The 16,753-nt window shown below is 36.2% G+C and carries 13 protein-coding genes, 2 tRNA genes and 1 pseudogene; 6 read left to right on the plus strand and 10 right to left on the minus strand.

The window, feature by feature from the left end; all coding sequences use genetic code 11:
• Nucleotides 1–17: 17 nt before the first annotated feature.
• The 5 genes and pseudogenes from E0F89_RS03170 to E0F89_RS03190 all read right to left on the minus strand — a co-directional run bounded on the left by E0F89_RS03170 (nt 18) and on the right by E0F89_RS03190 (nt 5,174).
• Entirely contained in the window at nt 18–2,198 is a 2,181-nt protein-coding gene (locus E0F89_RS03170; protein ID WP_131908402.1) for an Ig-like domain-containing protein, read from the minus strand.
• A gap of 31 nt (nt 2,199–2,229) precedes the next feature.
• Nucleotides 2,230–2,520 (minus strand): annotated as a pseudogene (locus E0F89_RS03175) (TrmH family RNA methyltransferase); the annotation flags it as partial.
• 50 nt (nt 2,521–2,570) lie between these two features.
• Entirely contained in the window at nt 2,571–4,067 is a 1,497-nt protein-coding gene (locus tag E0F89_RS03180) for a T9SS type B sorting domain-containing protein (RefSeq protein WP_243699461.1), read from the minus strand.
• A 53-nt stretch (nt 4,068–4,120) separates the two neighbouring features.
• A complete protein-coding gene (locus tag E0F89_RS03185) occupies nt 4,121–4,657 on the minus strand; it encodes an RNA methyltransferase (RefSeq protein WP_131908404.1) in 537 nt (178 codons plus the stop codon).
• A gap of 70 nt (nt 4,658–4,727) precedes the next feature.
• Nucleotides 4,728–5,174, minus strand: a complete 447-nt coding sequence (locus tag E0F89_RS03190) for a DUF1573 domain-containing protein (RefSeq protein ID WP_131908405.1) — start codon at nt 5,172–5,174, stop codon at nt 4,728–4,730.
• Between the two features lie 196 nt (nt 5,175–5,370).
• Between E0F89_RS03190 and mutS the strand changes: the two genes are divergently transcribed.
• The 4 genes from mutS (at nt 5,371) to E0F89_RS03210 (ending at nt 8,746) form a co-directional block, all read left to right on the plus strand.
• Nucleotides 5,371–7,938, plus strand: coding sequence for a DNA mismatch repair protein MutS (mutS, locus tag E0F89_RS03195; protein WP_131908661.1), 2,568 nt, complete (start codon nt 5,371–5,373; stop codon nt 7,936–7,938).
• A 148-nt stretch (nt 7,939–8,086) separates the two neighbouring features.
• Nucleotides 8,087–8,162: transfer RNA gene (locus E0F89_RS03200), tRNA-Gly, on the plus strand.
• 12 nt (nt 8,163–8,174) lie between these two features.
• Nucleotides 8,175–8,260, plus strand: a tRNA-Leu gene (locus tag E0F89_RS03205).
• A gap of 138 nt (nt 8,261–8,398) precedes the next feature.
• A complete protein-coding gene (locus tag E0F89_RS03210) occupies nt 8,399–8,746 on the plus strand; it encodes a YegP family protein (RefSeq protein WP_131908406.1) in 348 nt (115 codons plus the stop codon).
• A 189-nt stretch (nt 8,747–8,935) separates the two neighbouring features.
• Here the strand turns inward: E0F89_RS03210 and E0F89_RS03215 are convergent, their stop codons facing one another.
• From E0F89_RS03215 to E0F89_RS03230, 4 genes are all read right to left on the minus strand, one after another.
• Nucleotides 8,936–9,127: a hypothetical protein gene (locus E0F89_RS03215; protein ID WP_131908407.1), complete on the minus strand. Its 192-nt coding sequence runs from the start codon at nt 9,125–9,127 to the stop codon at nt 8,936–8,938.
• Nucleotides 9,128–9,320: 193 nt separating this feature from the next.
• Entirely contained in the window at nt 9,321–11,495 is a 2,175-nt protein-coding gene (locus tag E0F89_RS03220; protein WP_131908408.1) for a S46 family peptidase, read from the minus strand.
• 23 nt (nt 11,496–11,518) lie between these two features.
• Nucleotides 11,519–11,965: a GNAT family N-acetyltransferase gene (locus E0F89_RS03225; protein WP_131908409.1), complete on the minus strand. Its 447-nt coding sequence runs from the start codon at nt 11,963–11,965 to the stop codon at nt 11,519–11,521.
• The gene (locus tag E0F89_RS03230) at nt 11,958–13,193 is read right to left on the minus strand and encodes a 3-deoxy-D-manno-octulosonic acid transferase (protein WP_131908662.1); all 1,236 of its coding nucleotides are present in this window, start codon (nt 13,191–13,193) and stop codon (nt 11,958–11,960) included. Before E0F89_RS03230 ends, E0F89_RS03225 begins: the two co-directional genes overlap by 8 nt.
• Nucleotides 13,194–13,425: 232 nt before the next feature.
• Here E0F89_RS03230 and E0F89_RS03235 point away from each other — a divergent pair, with 232 nt between their 5' ends.
• Both E0F89_RS03235 and galE read left to right on the plus strand, forming a co-directional pair.
• A complete protein-coding gene (locus E0F89_RS03235; RefSeq protein WP_131908410.1) occupies nt 13,426–14,556 on the plus strand; it encodes a DegT/DnrJ/EryC1/StrS family aminotransferase in 1,131 nt (376 codons plus the stop codon).
• Between the two features lie 50 nt (nt 14,557–14,606).
• Entirely contained in the window at nt 14,607–15,620 is a 1,014-nt protein-coding gene (galE, locus tag E0F89_RS03240; protein ID WP_131908411.1) for a UDP-glucose 4-epimerase GalE, read from the plus strand.
• Nucleotides 15,621–15,733: 113 nt separating this feature from the next.
• Here the strand turns inward: galE and fabD are convergent, their stop codons facing one another.
• The gene (fabD, locus tag E0F89_RS03245) at nt 15,734–16,609 is read right to left on the minus strand and encodes an ACP S-malonyltransferase (RefSeq protein WP_131908412.1); all 876 of its coding nucleotides are present in this window, start codon (nt 16,607–16,609) and stop codon (nt 15,734–15,736) included.
• Between the last annotated feature and the right edge of the window lie 144 nt (nt 16,610–16,753).

A 16,753-nucleotide genomic window follows, 5' to 3' on the forward strand; every position in this document is an offset into this window, starting at 1 on the left:
ATTTGAAGATTGGTGAATTATCTTTTTAGGGAAAAATGACCTCTTTTTTCAGGGCTGTTTCTGTCAATTTTTAATACATACCAATAATCGGAAGCGGGTAACAGCTTCTTATTAAAAGTTCCGTCCCACGATGGTTTAGCTGCGTTTAGTTTCGTAATGAATTTACCATAACGATCAAAGATGCCCACTTCAGCTTTAGGATAATTGACTAATCCTTTTATTTCCCATACGTCATTATAGGAATCATTGTTAGGGGTGAAAAATTTCGGAGCAATCAATACTATAAAAGATTCACTGTCAATTCCGCATGAATTTATTTCTCTAGCATAGGCTGTTTGTAAGCCGCTTACCACATTGAAAAATACATTCGAGCTTTGATAATTAATCCCGTCAACAGAATATTCAAAATAATCTTTTGGGTTTTTTAAATAAATTACAACAGTGGTTTCATTAACATCAATTCGGTCGATTTCTGGAGTGTCATGTTCAATTACAGTGATCTTTTTGGTGCTGCTACAGTTGGCGCTATTTGTTACCGTTACGTTATAAATGCCTGGAGCAGTAACCTGAATTGTCTTCGTGGTTTCGCCGGTTGACCATGAATACGTCATATCAGGGATTGCTGCATCAAGGATTAAACTACCGGATTCACAAAGTATTAATTCCTCGTCCGTAACTACGAGAGTATCGTAAATTAGGATGTCAACAGCAATCCGATTCCCGTTTGTACATCCGTTATTTACCGCTTCGGCATAATAAGTGGTGTTTTGTGTTATATTGGGTAAAGTCAGACTTGTTCCAGTTCCTATGATAGCGCTGCTAGTTAAGTTCGAATACCAATTTACAGTTCCAATAGTGGTAGTTGCTTGAATAGTTACAGCTCCTGGTCCACATCTTGAAACGGGATTGTTCGTTGATGTTATGTTAGGAATAGCATGTATTGTTGCGGTAATAGCTGTTCTGTTATTTGAACATCCTGCTTCTACATAATAAGTTGTTGTTGTATTTAAAGAAGGGGTTCTATACGTATTGCCGGTGTATACTAAATTTCCAAACCTTGCCGCATCATACCAATTGATCGTTCCGCCGGACGCTGTTGCTTGCAATGTCACAGTTCCTGGTCCGCAATTTGAAGCGGGAGCAGTAGCTGTAATTTTAGGAATTATCATCGTGGTACTGGTTGAAATTTCAAGAATTGGATCACCAAGCATGCCGCCGTATTCTACAACATACCCTTTGGGTTGGTAATTTCCGCTTGTGTCACCATTTACTTGTAAATCATTCCAGGAACCGGATATTCCAATACCTGGCGCAGTTATGTGAGCATAATGTTCTATACCGTTACTGTTATTTGGTTCATTAGTATTCCAAAGCGCAAATTGATTAGGTGATGCCGAGCCACTGATTCCGCCATTCCAAAAAACAGTTCCGGTACCACCATTTGCAAGGCCTTCGGGACCTGTTACCCATTTCCATACTCCTTCTGTTTCGGCATCACTACCGCCAATCCATCCTGCTCCATTAGCCTGTTCTCCTGCTAATTGCGCTTCATCAGCTGCGGTGATTGTTGCTAAATATCCTTTAAGTCCAAAATACTCCCTCGTTTCCGCAGCTGCTTTTGCGGCTGTCCAGCTAATGCCTATGTTGCGGAAATATTCATAATAGTGGCCATTTCTAGGTAAATAATTGGCTGCTCCAAGGGTAATAGAAAAAGTCCTGCTTCCAGACGGAGTCGTAGAGGAATTGGTAAAAACAACATCTTTGATCGCATTTACAAAGTCGGCATAAAGTACTTTTTCGGGTGAATTAGCACTGAATAATTTCAGTTTTCCTTCAAGAGGACTCCATTCAGTGACGATATTTGAGTGGAGTGTGGGATTAGCTAATTCAACTTTATCCTGTCCGTTTACATATCCTGTGGAAATTTGGATATAAATAGCTTCGGTTCCGATATCGGTGGCATCTGAGCCAGTTATGGTAACATCGGTTACTATGTTTACTGAAGTTCCGGGACAGTAAATTTGATTGCCTGTCGCTGTAATTCTGGGGGCATCAGCCGTGATAGATGATTTTAATACTTTTCTAGGAATAACAGCGCTGTCTTTTTTTAGGGTGTAAATGGGAATGGCTGAATAGTTAGCCATTGGTACAAATAATAAAAAAGCTATTGTTATTTTCAAGAAAGTATTAATTCTCATACGATACGGTATTGCAAAGTCTATTTTTTTTCTATTTTGGCCATTTCATCTTTTGAAATAAATCCCAAACCACAATTCCCGCACTTACCGAAATATTCAAAGAATGTTTGGTGCCTAATTGTGGAATTTCGATGGAGCCATCGCACAATGCAACTGCTTCTTGCGAAACACCATAGACTTCGTTTCCAAAAACCAAAGCATATTTTTCTCCCTTTTGAACCTCAAAATTTTGAAGAAAAATAGCGCTTTCCACTTGTTCTATAGCAAGTGTCATTACATTTTCTGCTTTTAATTTTTCGATAACTTCAAGAAGATTATGTTTACATTTTAGATGAAATTCAGAAAAAGATTAGTAAATAAAATTAGATTGAGTTATCTTTTAAGAGAAAAATGTCCTCTTCTTTCAGGACTTACCGCATCAATTTTTAACACATACCAATAATCGGTAGCTGGCATTAATTTTTTATTATAGGTGCCGTCCCACGATAACTTGCGGCCATCTAGTTTGATTATAAATTTTCCATATCTGTCAAAAATAGTTACCTCTGCTTCGGGAAAAATATCAATTAATCCTTCTATTTCCCAAAAATCATTATACGAGTCATTGTTTGGGGTGAAAAACGGTGGAATTTTTATGAAAAAAAAGATTTCGCTGTCAGTCCCGCAGGAATTAAAACCTCGTACATAAGCAGTTTGTAGGCCTCCGCGAACATTGAAAAAAATATTTGAACTTTGATAATTAATACCGTCTACAGAATATTCATAATAAGACTGTGGATTTTTAACATTAATAATGATATTATTAGTGTTTACCTCAACATTGATGATTTCGGGGAAAGAAATTATTGTCATAGAAGTACTTGTGGCAACATTAATTGGAGAATCTCCAGGCATTCCGCCATACTCTACAATATATCCCTGTGGATGATAATCAGGATTTATACCGCCTCCTGTATTTGGCAAATCATTCCATGAACCTAGAATAGCGAGAGGTCCTGGTTTTGTTATATGGGCATAATTTTCACTGCCATCAACATTGTTGGGTTCCCCAGCGTTCCAAAAAGCAAAGTTAGGGGTGGAGCCATTGCTACGGCCATCCCAGAAAAGAGTTCCTTTTTCTGGTCCGGTTACCCAATACCATTTTCCTTCATTTCCCTCATCACTTCCGCCAATCCATCCGGCACCCGATGTGAGTTTACCCGCTATAGCGGCTTCCTCTGCATCCGTTATAGTTACTAAGTATCCTTTTCTTCCATAATAAGTCTTTGTTTCAGCAGCTATTTTTGCGTCGGTCCAATTTATTAGGTAATCAGAGATAAATTCGTAGTGATGGCCATTACTTGATAAATAGTTAGTCTCGTCTATGACGATTGAAAAAGTTCGATTACCTGATGGTGCGGCTGTAGAATTGCTAAATTCTACGTCTTTTATGGCACTTACCAAGTCAGTGTATAACGCTTTCGTTCCTGATGCAGAACTGGATAATTCTAGTTTTCCTGTATCTGCATTCCAATTTGAAGTGATTGCGGGATGAGTGCCCATCAGTCTCAATTGATCTTCTCCATTCACATAACCGGAAGAGATTTGAATATAAATTGAGCCGATGCCAGTATCGTCAGGATCGGTTATGGTAACATCGGTTACTATTTTCATTGAAGTTCCCGGACAGTAATATTGATTGCCGCTGGCAATAATAACAGGAGGAGCCTCATTAAGTGATAATCGAGGATTTTCTGTATCAAAATTAGTGCTGAAAGAAGCTATTTTTACTGTTGATTCAAAATCATTACTTTTTTGTATTGAATTCAAACAAACTGCGGAATAAGATGCCGTTTGAGCTAACAATAAAAACGGAAATATGATTTTCAAAAAATTATAAATTTTCATGCTATAAAAGTATAACTATTCTCAGTTAAAAAAAATTATTTTGACCAATTCATTTTTTGAAATAGATCCCAAACTACAATACCTGTGCTTACTGAAATGTTCAATGAATGTTTTGTGCCTAATTGTGGAATTTCGATACTATTATCACACATTCTAATTGCGTCCTGAGAAACTCCATGCACTTCATTTCCAAAAATTAAAGCATACTTTTTTCCCTTTTCAACTTCAAAGTCTTGAAGATAAATCGAACTTTCTACTTGTTCGATAGCTAATACAGTTGTATCTGCTTTTTTTAATTGTTCAATTACATCAATTACATTACTTCTATATTCCCAAGCTACGGTTTCAGTAGCACCAAGAGCTGTCTTATGAATTTCCTTGTTTGGCGGACTCGCAGTAATTCCACATAAATATATTTTTTCAATCAAAAATGCATCTGCAGTTCGGAATACGGAACCAATGTTATGTAAACTGCGAATGTCATCTAAAACTAAAATAAGAGGTGTTTTTTTGGATTCTTTAAAGTCCTCAATAGATTTTCTTTCTAGTTCGCTGTTTTCTAATTTTCTCATATTTTGTTAATTGTTCAAAAAAAAAGCTTCCAAAGTGAATGGAAGCTTTTTTTCTTATATCAGTTTAAAACTAGCTTTTTGAAGCTTCAGCGGCTAAAACATTTCCTTTTATTGTCAATGTTTTATTTGGTGTAGCTGCATTAGTGGTTAAAGTCACTGTTTTTGTGAAAGCTTGCCCTGCTCTTGAAGTATCATATTTTACTCCAATAACCCCTTTTGCGCCTGGAGCAATTGGTTCTTTAGGATACGTTGGAACCGTGCATCCGCATGAACCTTGAGCACTAGTTATGATTAATGGTTTATTTCCATTATTAGTAAAAACAAATTCACGTTTCCCATCAGAGTTATAGGCAACAGTCCCATAATCAATTGTTTCAGTTACAAAAATCATTCCAGCACCATTTACTTTTGCAGTACTTAGTTTAGCTGTAGTTTTTACTTTTTTTGTAGTTTCTTGTGCATTAGAAGTAGCAACTCCCAAAACAACTAGCATAGCTAGAGTAATTATTTTTTTCATGTCTATTTCTATTTATATGTGTTTACAAATTTATATAAAAAATAGAAACTAGTCTAGAAAATTTTCTTAAATAATGCTTAATTTTTTGAAGTATGTACTTATTTATTTTAAAATCTATAAATTCGCTGATATTTTTCATTTTTTAATAATAAGACCATTGGCATCTACAGATAAAATAGTTAAGGAGACACCGTTAATGAAACAATACAATGAGATCAAAAGGAAGTATCCGGATGCCTGTTTGTTGTTTCGTGTTGGCGATTTTTATGAGACATTTGGAGAAGACGCTGTTCGTGCTTCTAAAATATTAGGAATTGTGTTAACCAAGCGTGGAGCGGGTTCTGAGACAGAAACTGCCCTTGCCGGTTTTCCGCATCATTCCTTGAATACGTATTTGCCTAAATTAGTCAAAGCAGGTCTTCGTGTGGCAATTTGTGACCAGCTTGAAGATCCAAAAATGACTAAAACCATCGTAAAGCGTGGTGTTACGGAACTAGTAACTCCGGGGGTTTCTATGAATGATGAGGTGTTGAATTCTAAAACTAATAATTTCTTGGCTTCCATTTATTTTGCCAATAAATCTATAGGAATTTCCTTTCTCGATGTTTCTACAGGAGAATTTTTAACAGCACAAGGAAACGCCGAATATATTGATAAATTGTTGCAGAATTTTAATCCAAGTGAAGTTCTGATTCCCAAAAATAATAAGAGTGATTTCCGAGAAATTTTCGGGGACGATTATCATAGTTTTTATCTGGAAGATTGGATTTACCAAGAAGATTACGCATTTGAAACCCTGACCAAGCATTTTCAGACAATTTCCCTGAAAGGTTTTGGAATCGAAGAATTGAAAGAAGGAATTATCGCTTCGGGAGCCATTTTATATTATTTATCCGAAACACAGCATAATAAAGTACAGCATATCACAGCGATTCAGCGCATTGCAGAAGATGCTTACGTATGGATGGACCGATTCACCATTCGCAACCTTGAATTATACCACAGTTATAATCCAAACGCGGTGACGCTGCTGGACGTGATTGATAAAACGCTTTCGCCAATGGGCGGTCGTTTGCTGAAACGTTGGTTGGCGTTACCATTAAAAGACAGCCATAAAATTCAAAGTCGGCACCAAGTGGTTTCTTATTTAAAAGAAAATCAAAGTGTTTTAAAAAATATTCAGAATCAAATCAAGCAAATTTCTGATTTGGAACGCTTGATTTCGAAAATTGCAGCCGGAAAAGTATCGCCTCGAGAAGTAGTTTATCTGAAAGAATCGTTGGATGCTATTATTCCAATAAAAACCTTGGCGTTAGAAAGTCCTCAAGAAGCCGTAAAAGTAATTGGAGACAGTTTACACAGTTGCGAATTGCTGCGGGAGAAAATCAAAACCGTTTTAAATCAAGATGCGCCTGTGGCTATTGCCAAAGGAAATGCGATTGCTAAGGGAATCAATGCCGAATTAGATGAATTACGGGCAATATCAACTTCTGGAAAAGAATTTTTGGAAGGAATCGAAAAACGAGAATCACAACTAACGGGGATCTCCTCTTTGAAAATTTCCTTTAATAACGTTTTTGGATATTACATTGAAGTTAGGAACCTGCACAAGGATAAAGTTCCTACGGAATGGATTCGGAAGCAAACTTTGGTAAATGCGGAACGTTATATTACCGAAGAATTAAAAGAATACGAAACGAAAATCCTGGGTGCTGAAGAGAAAATTCATAAAATAGAAGTAGAATTGTTCGAACAATTAGTCAGTTGGATTTCTACGTATATCAAGCCGGTTCAGATGAATGCTAATCTGGTGGCGCAACTGGATTGTTTATGTTCATTCACTCAATTGGCTATCGAAAATAAATACGTTTGTCCTGAACTTGACGAAACATTCGAACTGGAAATCAAAAACGGAAGACATCCTGTTATCGAAAAACAATTGCCGGTTGGCATGCCTTATATTGCCAATGATGTTTTCTTAGATAGAGAAACGCAGCAATTAATTATGATTACGGGTCCAAATATGTCCGGAAAGTCAGCTATTTTGCGTCAAACAGCTTTGATTGTGCTATTGTGTCAAATGGGAAGTTTTGTTCCGGCAGACAGCGTGAGAATGGGAATTGTGGATAAAATATTCACCAGAGTAGGAGCAAGTGATAATATTTCGATGGGCGAATCTACTTTTATGGTCGAAATGAACGAAACAGCATCTATATTAAATAATATTTCTGATAGAAGTTTAGTGCTTTTAGACGAAATTGGAAGAGGAACGAGCACATATGACGGAATCTCCATCGCATGGGCCATTGCAGAATTCTTGCACGAACATCCCTCAAAACCGAAGACATTGTTCGCTACGCATTATCATGAGCTCAATGAAATGAGTCAATCGTTGCCTAGAATTCAGAATTACAATGTGGCTGTCAAAGAATTGAAAGATACTGTGCTTTTTATTCGAAAATTGGTCAAAGGAGGAAGTGCGCATAGTTTTGGAATACACGTAGCGAAAATGGCCGGAATGCCTCAGATTGTAATTTTGAAAGCACAGAAACTTTTAAAGAAGTTAGAAAAAAATCATTCTAGCGATGCGCTGAACGGAATTAAAGCTGCAAAGGATGAATTGCAAATGAGCTTCTTTAATCTGGATGATCCATTATTGGAAGAAATCAAGGAAGAGATTTTGAATCTGGATATAAATACCATTACGCCTATGGAAGCACTGATGAAATTGAATGAAATTAAAAGAATGTTGACCAGAAAATAATTTATTATGTTTTAAAGCGGAGGTTATCAGAACATTAACTTTAATCTTTGATTTTTTTATAAAAAAGGCTTGTATTATTCAATAAATGTCCTAAATTTGCATCCGCAATACAGAACAAGTATCGCGGTTCTTTCTAAGAATTGAAAATGCGAAAATAGCTCAGTTGGTAGAGCGCGACCTTGCCAAGGTCGAGGTCGCGGGTTCGAGCCCCGTTTTTCGCTCCAACACCACATAATGCTCGGATGGTGAAATTGGTAGACACGCTGGACTTAAAATCCAGTGAACAGCAATGTTCGTGCGGGTTCAAGTCCCGCTCTGAGTACTAAAAAAGCTTCAAACTATGTTTGGAGCTTTTTTTATTTACGGGAATTTTTATCTGATAATAAAGAGGTTTTTACAGAAGCGAATTCTAAACTCCACGTTGAAAATCTAAAATCTGCAATCTAAAATCTAAAATTTCATGGGTGCTTTTGTAATTAGTAAAAGATATAATGACGAATACAAATTTGTTTTTACTTCCAGAAAGGGAAAGGTTGTTTTTACAAGCTTAAGTTATGAACTGAAGTTTGAGTGTGAAGACGATATTGAAAGGTTCAAAGAAAATATGGAATCGGCTAGCTTTTTAAAATTCAAGTCTTCTAGTGGGAAGTTCTATTTTAAATTAATGTTAGCAGGCAACCATTTTGCAACAAGCAGAAAATATACTACTTCGTTGCGTTTGCAAAAAGGAATTGATGAAATTGTACGCTTTGGAGTACTATCGGAAACATTAGACTTTTCAGTTAATGATTTTGTTTTTATAGATTGATTTTTATATAAATGAAGACATAAAAAAGAGAGTCTCGGCTAATTGGTGAGAATCTCTTTTTTGTTTTATAACATAAAGCCAACATAGCTTTGCAGTAAATAACCCAAATTAATTGAAATGACGTAAAAAATAAAAACAAAAAAAAAGCTACGCAATGCGTAGCTTGTTTTTTTTCTGTAATTTTAAAAATTACTTAACTTCTGGAGTAACAGCAGTTGTGTCAGTAACAGTAATTGTAGAGTCAGTAACTACAGCAACAGTGTCAAGAACTACAGCAGTAGTGTCTACAGATACAGTGTCTTCAGCAGGAGCGTCAGCTTTTTTACATGATACAACAGTTAATACAGCAACAGCAGCTAAACTTAAAAATACTTTTTTCATCTTAATTTAATATAAAAGGTTAATTATTAATTCGTGGCAAAGATATAAATTTTTTAATATGTAAAATATTTTTTTATTTTTTTTTTAAAAAATAATATTTTTTGACAACGACGAAACAAATTACAATTATTATGCCAGTAAAGCCAAAGAGTTAATTAATGTCTGATGTCATTGTCAAGTTCTTTGTTTTGGGCTATTTTTGCTTTAATGTTTTCTTTTTCAGTGATTTACTTTTCTTAGGATGAACTAATTTTAGCTCATTTATCAGGTTCGTAGCGCCTGCATATTTATCCATAATAAACAAAATATAGCGCACATCTACCATAATATTTCTGCAAATGCTTGGATCGTAATAGATATCACTCATTGTTCCTTCCCAAACTCTGTCAAAATTAAGTCCAATTAAGTTTCCGTTAGCGTCAATTGCCGGACTTCCGGAATTGCCTCCTGTAGTATGATTAGTTCCAATAAAGCAAACTGGCATTTTGCCATTTTCGCCATACTGTCCGTAATCTTTGGCGTTGTATAAGTCCACTAATTTTTTAGGAACATCAAATTCATAATCTCCCGGGATATATTTTTCCATAACACCGTCTAAATAGGTTATTGGAGAATAGATCGTAGCATCTTTAGGTTCGTATCCTTGCACTTTTCCGTACGTTACCCGCAAAGTACTGTTGGCATCAGGAAATATGCGACTTTCTGTATTCAATTCCAATTGGGCTTTCATATAGGTGCGCTGCAATGCAGTTATCTTTAAGTTGATTTCGTCGTATTTTGGCGCAACTTCTTTCGAATATATATCGGCTAATTCTTTTACCAAAATGAATCCCGGATCATTATTTAAATTCGTTAAAACAGTTCGGGTATCACCTGACAGCAATTGTTTTAGGCCAGCATAATTCTGAAGTTTGGATTTGGTGTATATTTCCGAAGCCAAATTTTTAGCGTTTACGTTTGACAAACTTTTCGGTAAAAACTGTTTTGGAGCTTTTGTCGCATATAATTCAATCAGTTGCTCAAAAACTTTCTCATCAACAGTTGCATTGAAATTTTTATAAAAATCAGCCAATCCCGTTATTAAATTGTTTTTTCTGTCGGTGAAAGACTGTTCTCCTTTGGTTTTATAAACTTGTTCCAATTGGTACAATTTGTAACCCGTACTAAGCAATTCGGTATTGCGCAACACCACTTCCGTGAAATATTCTCTTGCTACCGCATAGGGAGCGATTTCTTCATAGTTTTTGTCAAAATCAGCCAACAGCGTTCCATACTCTTTTTCTTTGCCCGCTTTTATTATTTTTTGCTGAAAAGCTTTTTCAGTTTCTCTTTTTACGGCAACAGCATTTGATTTTTTTAATCCTTGCGTTTCGCCAATCCATTTTTTCCAATAATTTGCAATACTAGCATATTTTGAAGCATATTGAATTTTAATCGCATTGTCTTTACGCATAAACCCATCGGCAACTTTCAATGCTTTGTCTCTGATTTCAATTTTTGCAGGATTCAGTTCGTTTACAATTTGTTCAATCGCAATCGAAGGCAAATATTCATTTGTCTTTCCCGGGTATCCAAATACCAATGTAAAATCATCTTCGGCTACTCCATCTAATGAAATCGGCAAGAAATGCTTCGGAGTGTAAGGCACGTTGTCTTTTGAATAAGCAGCCGGACGATTGTTTTTGTCAGCATAAATTCTAAACAAAGAAAAATCTCCAGTATGACGCGGCCAAACCCAGTTGTCAGTATCAGAACCGAATTTCCCAATAGAGGAAGGCGGAGCGCCTACTAAACGTACATCAGTAAAGGTTTCCGTTACAAATAGCATGTATTGATTGCCTTCGTAAAAGGTGCGAATTTTGTTTTCCTGCCAACTTTCCTTTGGCAATGAACTTGATAATGCTGAAATATTTTCTTGAATTTTCTTTTGCTTTTCGGCTTCGTTGCTCATGGTAGCCGTTCCTTCCAGAACCATAGTGGTTACATCTTCAATTTTCACCATAAAAGTAACAGTCAAACCTTCATTTGGCAGTTCTTCTTCCATTTTGTAAGCCCAAAATCCGTCGGTCAGGTAATCATTGTCAACGGTGGAATGTGATTGAATTTGTGAAAATCCGCAATGATGATTGGTCAGGATCAGTCCCTTTGGGGAAATAACTTCAGCGGTACAACCTCCGTTAAAATGCGGAACTGCATCTTTCATGCTCGACTGATTTACATCATAAATGTCTTTTACGGACATTTTCATGCCCAGATTTTTCATTTCGGTTTCATTCATTCCTTTCAACAGTGAAGGAATCCACATGCCGCCTTGCTGGGCTTGCGTCTGAATGACAAATAGTAATAAGAATAATTTTAAGAATTTCATGGTATTAAATTTAGAGTGTAATTTTATTTGATTTTGTACTTCATCAATTGCCTTTTGTGGAATTCAAAACCGTTGGCAATATACAATTTTTGCGCTTTTTCATTGTGCGGTTCTACTTCCAGGTAAATCAATTTTAACGATAATTTGTGAGTTTCGTTTTTAATAAACGCAATAGCTTTGCTGCCAATTCCTTTTCCACGTGCTTTTTCAGTCACGTACAATTCATCTAGAAAAGCAATTCTTCCTTGGTATTCAAAACTAAAAACGAATGTCAAAATAATATAGCCTACAATTTCATTGTCAGATGAAATGAGCCAAGCTTTGCCAAGGTCTTCATTGGAAATAAATTCTTCAAACAAAGCTTTAGAAACGTCGCTTTTAATGGGGTAATTATCGATGGCATAGAAGTCCTGCATCATGGAGACGACGGTTTCTATATCTGAAAGTGTTAGGATTTTAAATTCAATCATTCAGAATATTTTTTAAAATGATGGCGGTGGCGCCTTTATTCATTTGTACGAAAGTGCTGGATATATGGCCTTTCTCTTGTCGTATGTCATCATTGCGTATTAAGTTTTCAAGAGCTTCATTTAATTCTTTTTGATTGTTAACTGAGACACAGGCTTCCAAATTGGCTAGCGCAATTGCTTCTGCAAAATGCGAATAGTTGGGTCCAATAACGATTGGAACGCCAAAAGTTGCAGGTTCTAATATATTGTGAACTCCGGGATTCCCGAAACCGCCGCCCACATAAGCAATATCTGCATAACTGTAAATTTTTGTCAAAATTCCAATGGTGTCAATTATGAAAACATCGAAATCAGCCAATTGCTTTCCTTCTTTTTCAGAAAATAAAACAGTTTTTTTGGTGATGCTGTTTTTTAATTGTTGTATTTGTTCGTCCTTAATATTATGGGGCGCAATAATAAATTTGACATTGAATGCATTCGAATTAATAAAATTCACTAACAAATCTTCATCTTTTGGCCATGAACTTCCCACCACAATAGTTAATGTATTGTCTTTGAAATCAGATATAAAATCCAGGGAATTGTCCTTTTCTAAAATTGCAACAACTCGATCAAATCGCGTGTCTCCGGAAACAGCAACATTTGTTTTGCCTATTTGCTGCAGTAGCTTTTTGGAAGTTTCATTTTGAACAAAAAAGTAAGTGAAAGCATCCAGCGCGTCTCTGTAAAAACCGCCGTACCATTTGAAAAACAGCTGATTTTCTCTAAGAATTCCAGAAATTAGATAGGTTTTGGTATTTGAGTTTTTGAGTTCGGCCAAATAATTCGGCCAGTATTCATATTTAATGAAAAACACTAAATCCGGGTGAATGAGTTTCACAAATTGTTTTGCATTTTTCTTAGTATCCAAAGGCAAATACACCGTAACATCAGCAACAGTATTGTTTTTACGAACTTCATAACCCGAAGGAGAGAAAAAAGTAACCACGATTTTGTGAGAAGGAAATTGCTCTTTTATCTTTTCAATCACCGGTAAACCTTGCTCGTATTCACCCAAAGAAGCGGCATGAAACCAGATTGTTTTGTCAGTAGGTTTTATTTTTTGTTCCAAAAGAGGGAAAACTACTTTCCTGCCATCTACAAAAAGTTTCATTTTTGGACTGAAAAGTGCTATGATTTTTAATAAAAATCCAGCAAATTGCACCATTAAATTATATAGAAAAAGCATCATTAAAATTTTTGGGGCTAAAATACGTTTTCTTTATATGAATTTCTTCCGCAGTAATATTTAAATTTTAGTTGTCAGGAACTCCCTGTTTTATTTCATTGGAATATTATCTTTTTTTACTGTGGGTTGCATTGGTTTCAACTCATAAATAACTATTTTTGTTCTTCGTTTTAAGAAAGTATTTCTGGTTTTTAATAACGGAAATCTTTCGAACATTAAACAAAAAATTGCAATGAAAAAAATCCAAATGGTTGACTTAAAAAGTCAATATGAAAAAATAAAAGATACCGTTAATATTTCTATTCAGGAAGTTTTAGACACTAACACTTACATTAATGGACCTCAAGTTCATCAATTTCAAAAATCATTAGAAGAATATCTGGATGTAAAACACGTAATTCCTTGTGCAAATGGAACCGATGCGTTGCAAATTGCCATGATGGGACTGGATTTAAAACCCGGCGATGAGGTAATCACTGCCGATTTTACTTTTGCTGCGACAGTGGAAGTGATTGCTTTGTTGCAATTGACTCCCGTTTTAGTGGATGTAGATTTATACAATATGAATATTTCCATTGAAGGAATCAAAAAAGCGATTACGCCAAAAACAAAGGCAATTGTGCCGGTACATTTGTTTGGTCGTGCCGCCAATATGGAGGCTATCATGGCTATCGCCAAAGAATATAACTTATACGTTATCGAAGATAATGCGCAAGCGATTGGCGCCAACTGTAAATTTTCGGATGGGACTAAAAAGAAAGCGGGAACGATTGGACATGTAGGAGCGACTTCATTTTTTCCTTCCAAAAATCTTGGATGTTACGGAGACGGAGGAGCGATTTTCACGAATGATGATGCTTTGGCGCATAAACTTCGCGGAATTGTAAATCACGGAATGTACGAGCGATACCATCATGATGTTGTAGGTGTGAATTCAAGATTAGACAGCATTCAGGCTGCGGTTTTAAATGCTAAATTGCCTTTATTAGATCAATATGGAAGAGCCAGACAAGATGCAGCCAGAAAATATTCAGCGGCTTTCGAAGGGCATAAAAATATCGTTGCGCCAAGTATTTGTGATATTTGCGACTGTCACGTTTTTCATCAATATACGTTGCGAATCATTGATGCTGACAGGAATGGCTTGATGCAGCATTTATTAGACAAAGGAATTCCTTGCGCTATTTATTACCCAATTCCATTGCATTCGCAAAAAGCCTACGCTGATTCTCGTTACAAAGAAGAAGATTTTCCGGTAACCAATAAATTAGTGACGGAAGTACTTTCATTGCCGATGCATACTGAATTAGATGAGGAGCAAATTAAATTCATTACCGACAGTGTTTTAGAATTTTTGAAATAATAGTTTGAAAACCGGATTGCCGGAATTTATAAATAAAAAATAAATATTAAATGAAAATACTAGTAACAGGAGGTTTGGGTTTCATAGGATCTCATACTGTAGTTGAATTGCAAAAAGAAGGTTATGAAGTCATAGTGGTAGATAATTTATTGAACACCTCATTGAATGTTTTGGATGGAATTCAAAATATTACAGGAATAGTTCCTGCATTCGAAAAGTTAGACTTAAGGGAGAAGGACAAAGTGCAGGATTTCTTCAAAAGACATGCTGATATTTCAGGTGTCATTCATTTTGCAGCTTCGAAAGCAGTGGGCGAAAGTGTTGAAAATCCATTGTTATATTATGAAAATAATATCAATGCGTTAGTTTATGTTTTGCAGGAATTACAGAAAAAACCGGAGGCAAATTTCATTTTCAGCTCGTCTTGTACAGTTTATGGTCAGGCCGAAAAAATGCCAATTACCGAAAACGCGCCAGTACAGCAGCCAATTTCTCCTTACGGGAATACCAAAAAAATAGGTGAAGAAATCATCACAGATGTGACCAAAGTAAGTAATATTAATGCCATTTTATTGCGTTATTTCAATCCCATCGGATCTCATCCATCAGCGGAAATTGGGGAATTACCTATTGGAGTTCCTCAGAATTTAGTGCCGTTTATTACGCAAACCGGTTTTGGCTTGCGTAAAGAATTAGCTGTTTATGGAGACGATTATCCAACACCGGATGGAACTGCAGTTCGTGATTACATTCACGTAGTCGATTTGGCGAAAGCCCATGTAATCGCTTTACAACGCTTATTGAACAAAAAAAACACGGAAAAAGTAGAAACCTTTAATTTGGGAACCGGAACCGGAAGCTCTGTTTTAGAAGTGATCCATACTTTCGAAAAAGTGAGTGGTAAAAAATTACCATATAAAATTGTAGGTCGTAGAGAAGGAGACATCACTTCAGCTTACGCCAATACTGATAAAGCGAACGATGTTTTGGGATGGAAAGCGCAATCTACGCTCGAACAAGCCATGGCAAGCGCCTGGAAATGGGAACAGAAAATTCGTTCCTAAAGATGCACGATAGTAGAGATGCACTGCAGTGCATCTCTACAAAAATATATTCAGAATCCTGAATTATCACAATGATAATTTGGGATTTGCAGTTTTATAAGATATTCGAAAATCTATGCATTTGCAGTAACCGCTTCTTTATCAATTTTCCCAATCAATCCAGCTAATACTTTTCCAGGACCAACTTCAGTAAATAGAGAAGCTCCGTCTTTAATCATTTGTTGAACCGATTGTGTCCATTTTACAGGTGCTGTTAATTGGATAATTAAATTCTTCTTGATTTCGCTTGGATCTGAAACTGCAGTAGCCGTTACATTTTGATATACCGGACAAATAGGAGTAGAGAAAGTGGTTGCTTCAATAGCTGCAGCCAATTCTTCTCTTGCAGGTTCCATCATTGGAGAATGAAAAGCACCTCCAACGGGCAATAATAAAGCGCGTTTTGCACCGGCTGTTTTCATTGCTTCACATGCTTTTTCTACTGCTGATGTTTCTCCAGAAATCACTAATTGCCCTGGGCAGTTGTAATTTGCAGCTACTACAATTCCGTCAATTGAAGCGCAAACTTCTTCAACGATATTGTCAGCCAATCCTAAAACGGCTGCCATAGTCGAAGGTTTTATTTCGCAGGCTTTTTGCATTGCCAAAGCTCTTTGTGAAACTAATTTTAATCCGTCTTCAAAGGATAAAGCGCCGTTCGCCACTAAAGCTGAGAATTCACCTAATGAATGTCCGGCTACCATTTCTGGTTTAAAATCTTCACCTAATGTTTTTGCTAAAATCACCGAATGTAAGAAAACGGCCGGTTGCGTTACTTTGGTTTCTTTTAATTCTTCGGCAGTTCCTTCAAACATGATATCTGTAATGCGGAAACCCAAAATTTCATTGGCTTTTTCGAATAATTCTTTTGCAAGTGCAGAATTTTCATATAAGTCTTTACCCATTCCTGTGAATTGTGCGCCTTGACCTGGAAATACGTATGCTTTCATGTGTCTAATTTAAGATTGAAAAATGTATGGATTGAAAAATCAATTTCAATCGGGATGCAAAAATACTATTTTTTACGGTATTTAAAACTATCGCTATAAGTCGTTTTGCTATCGAAAAAGAGCATTCGGTTTTCAAAAAAATAT

It is taken from the genome of Flavobacterium caseinilyticum (genome assembly GCF_004349085.1).
GTDB classification, from domain to species: domain Bacteria; phylum Bacteroidota; class Bacteroidia; order Flavobacteriales; family Flavobacteriaceae; genus Flavobacterium; species Flavobacterium caseinilyticum.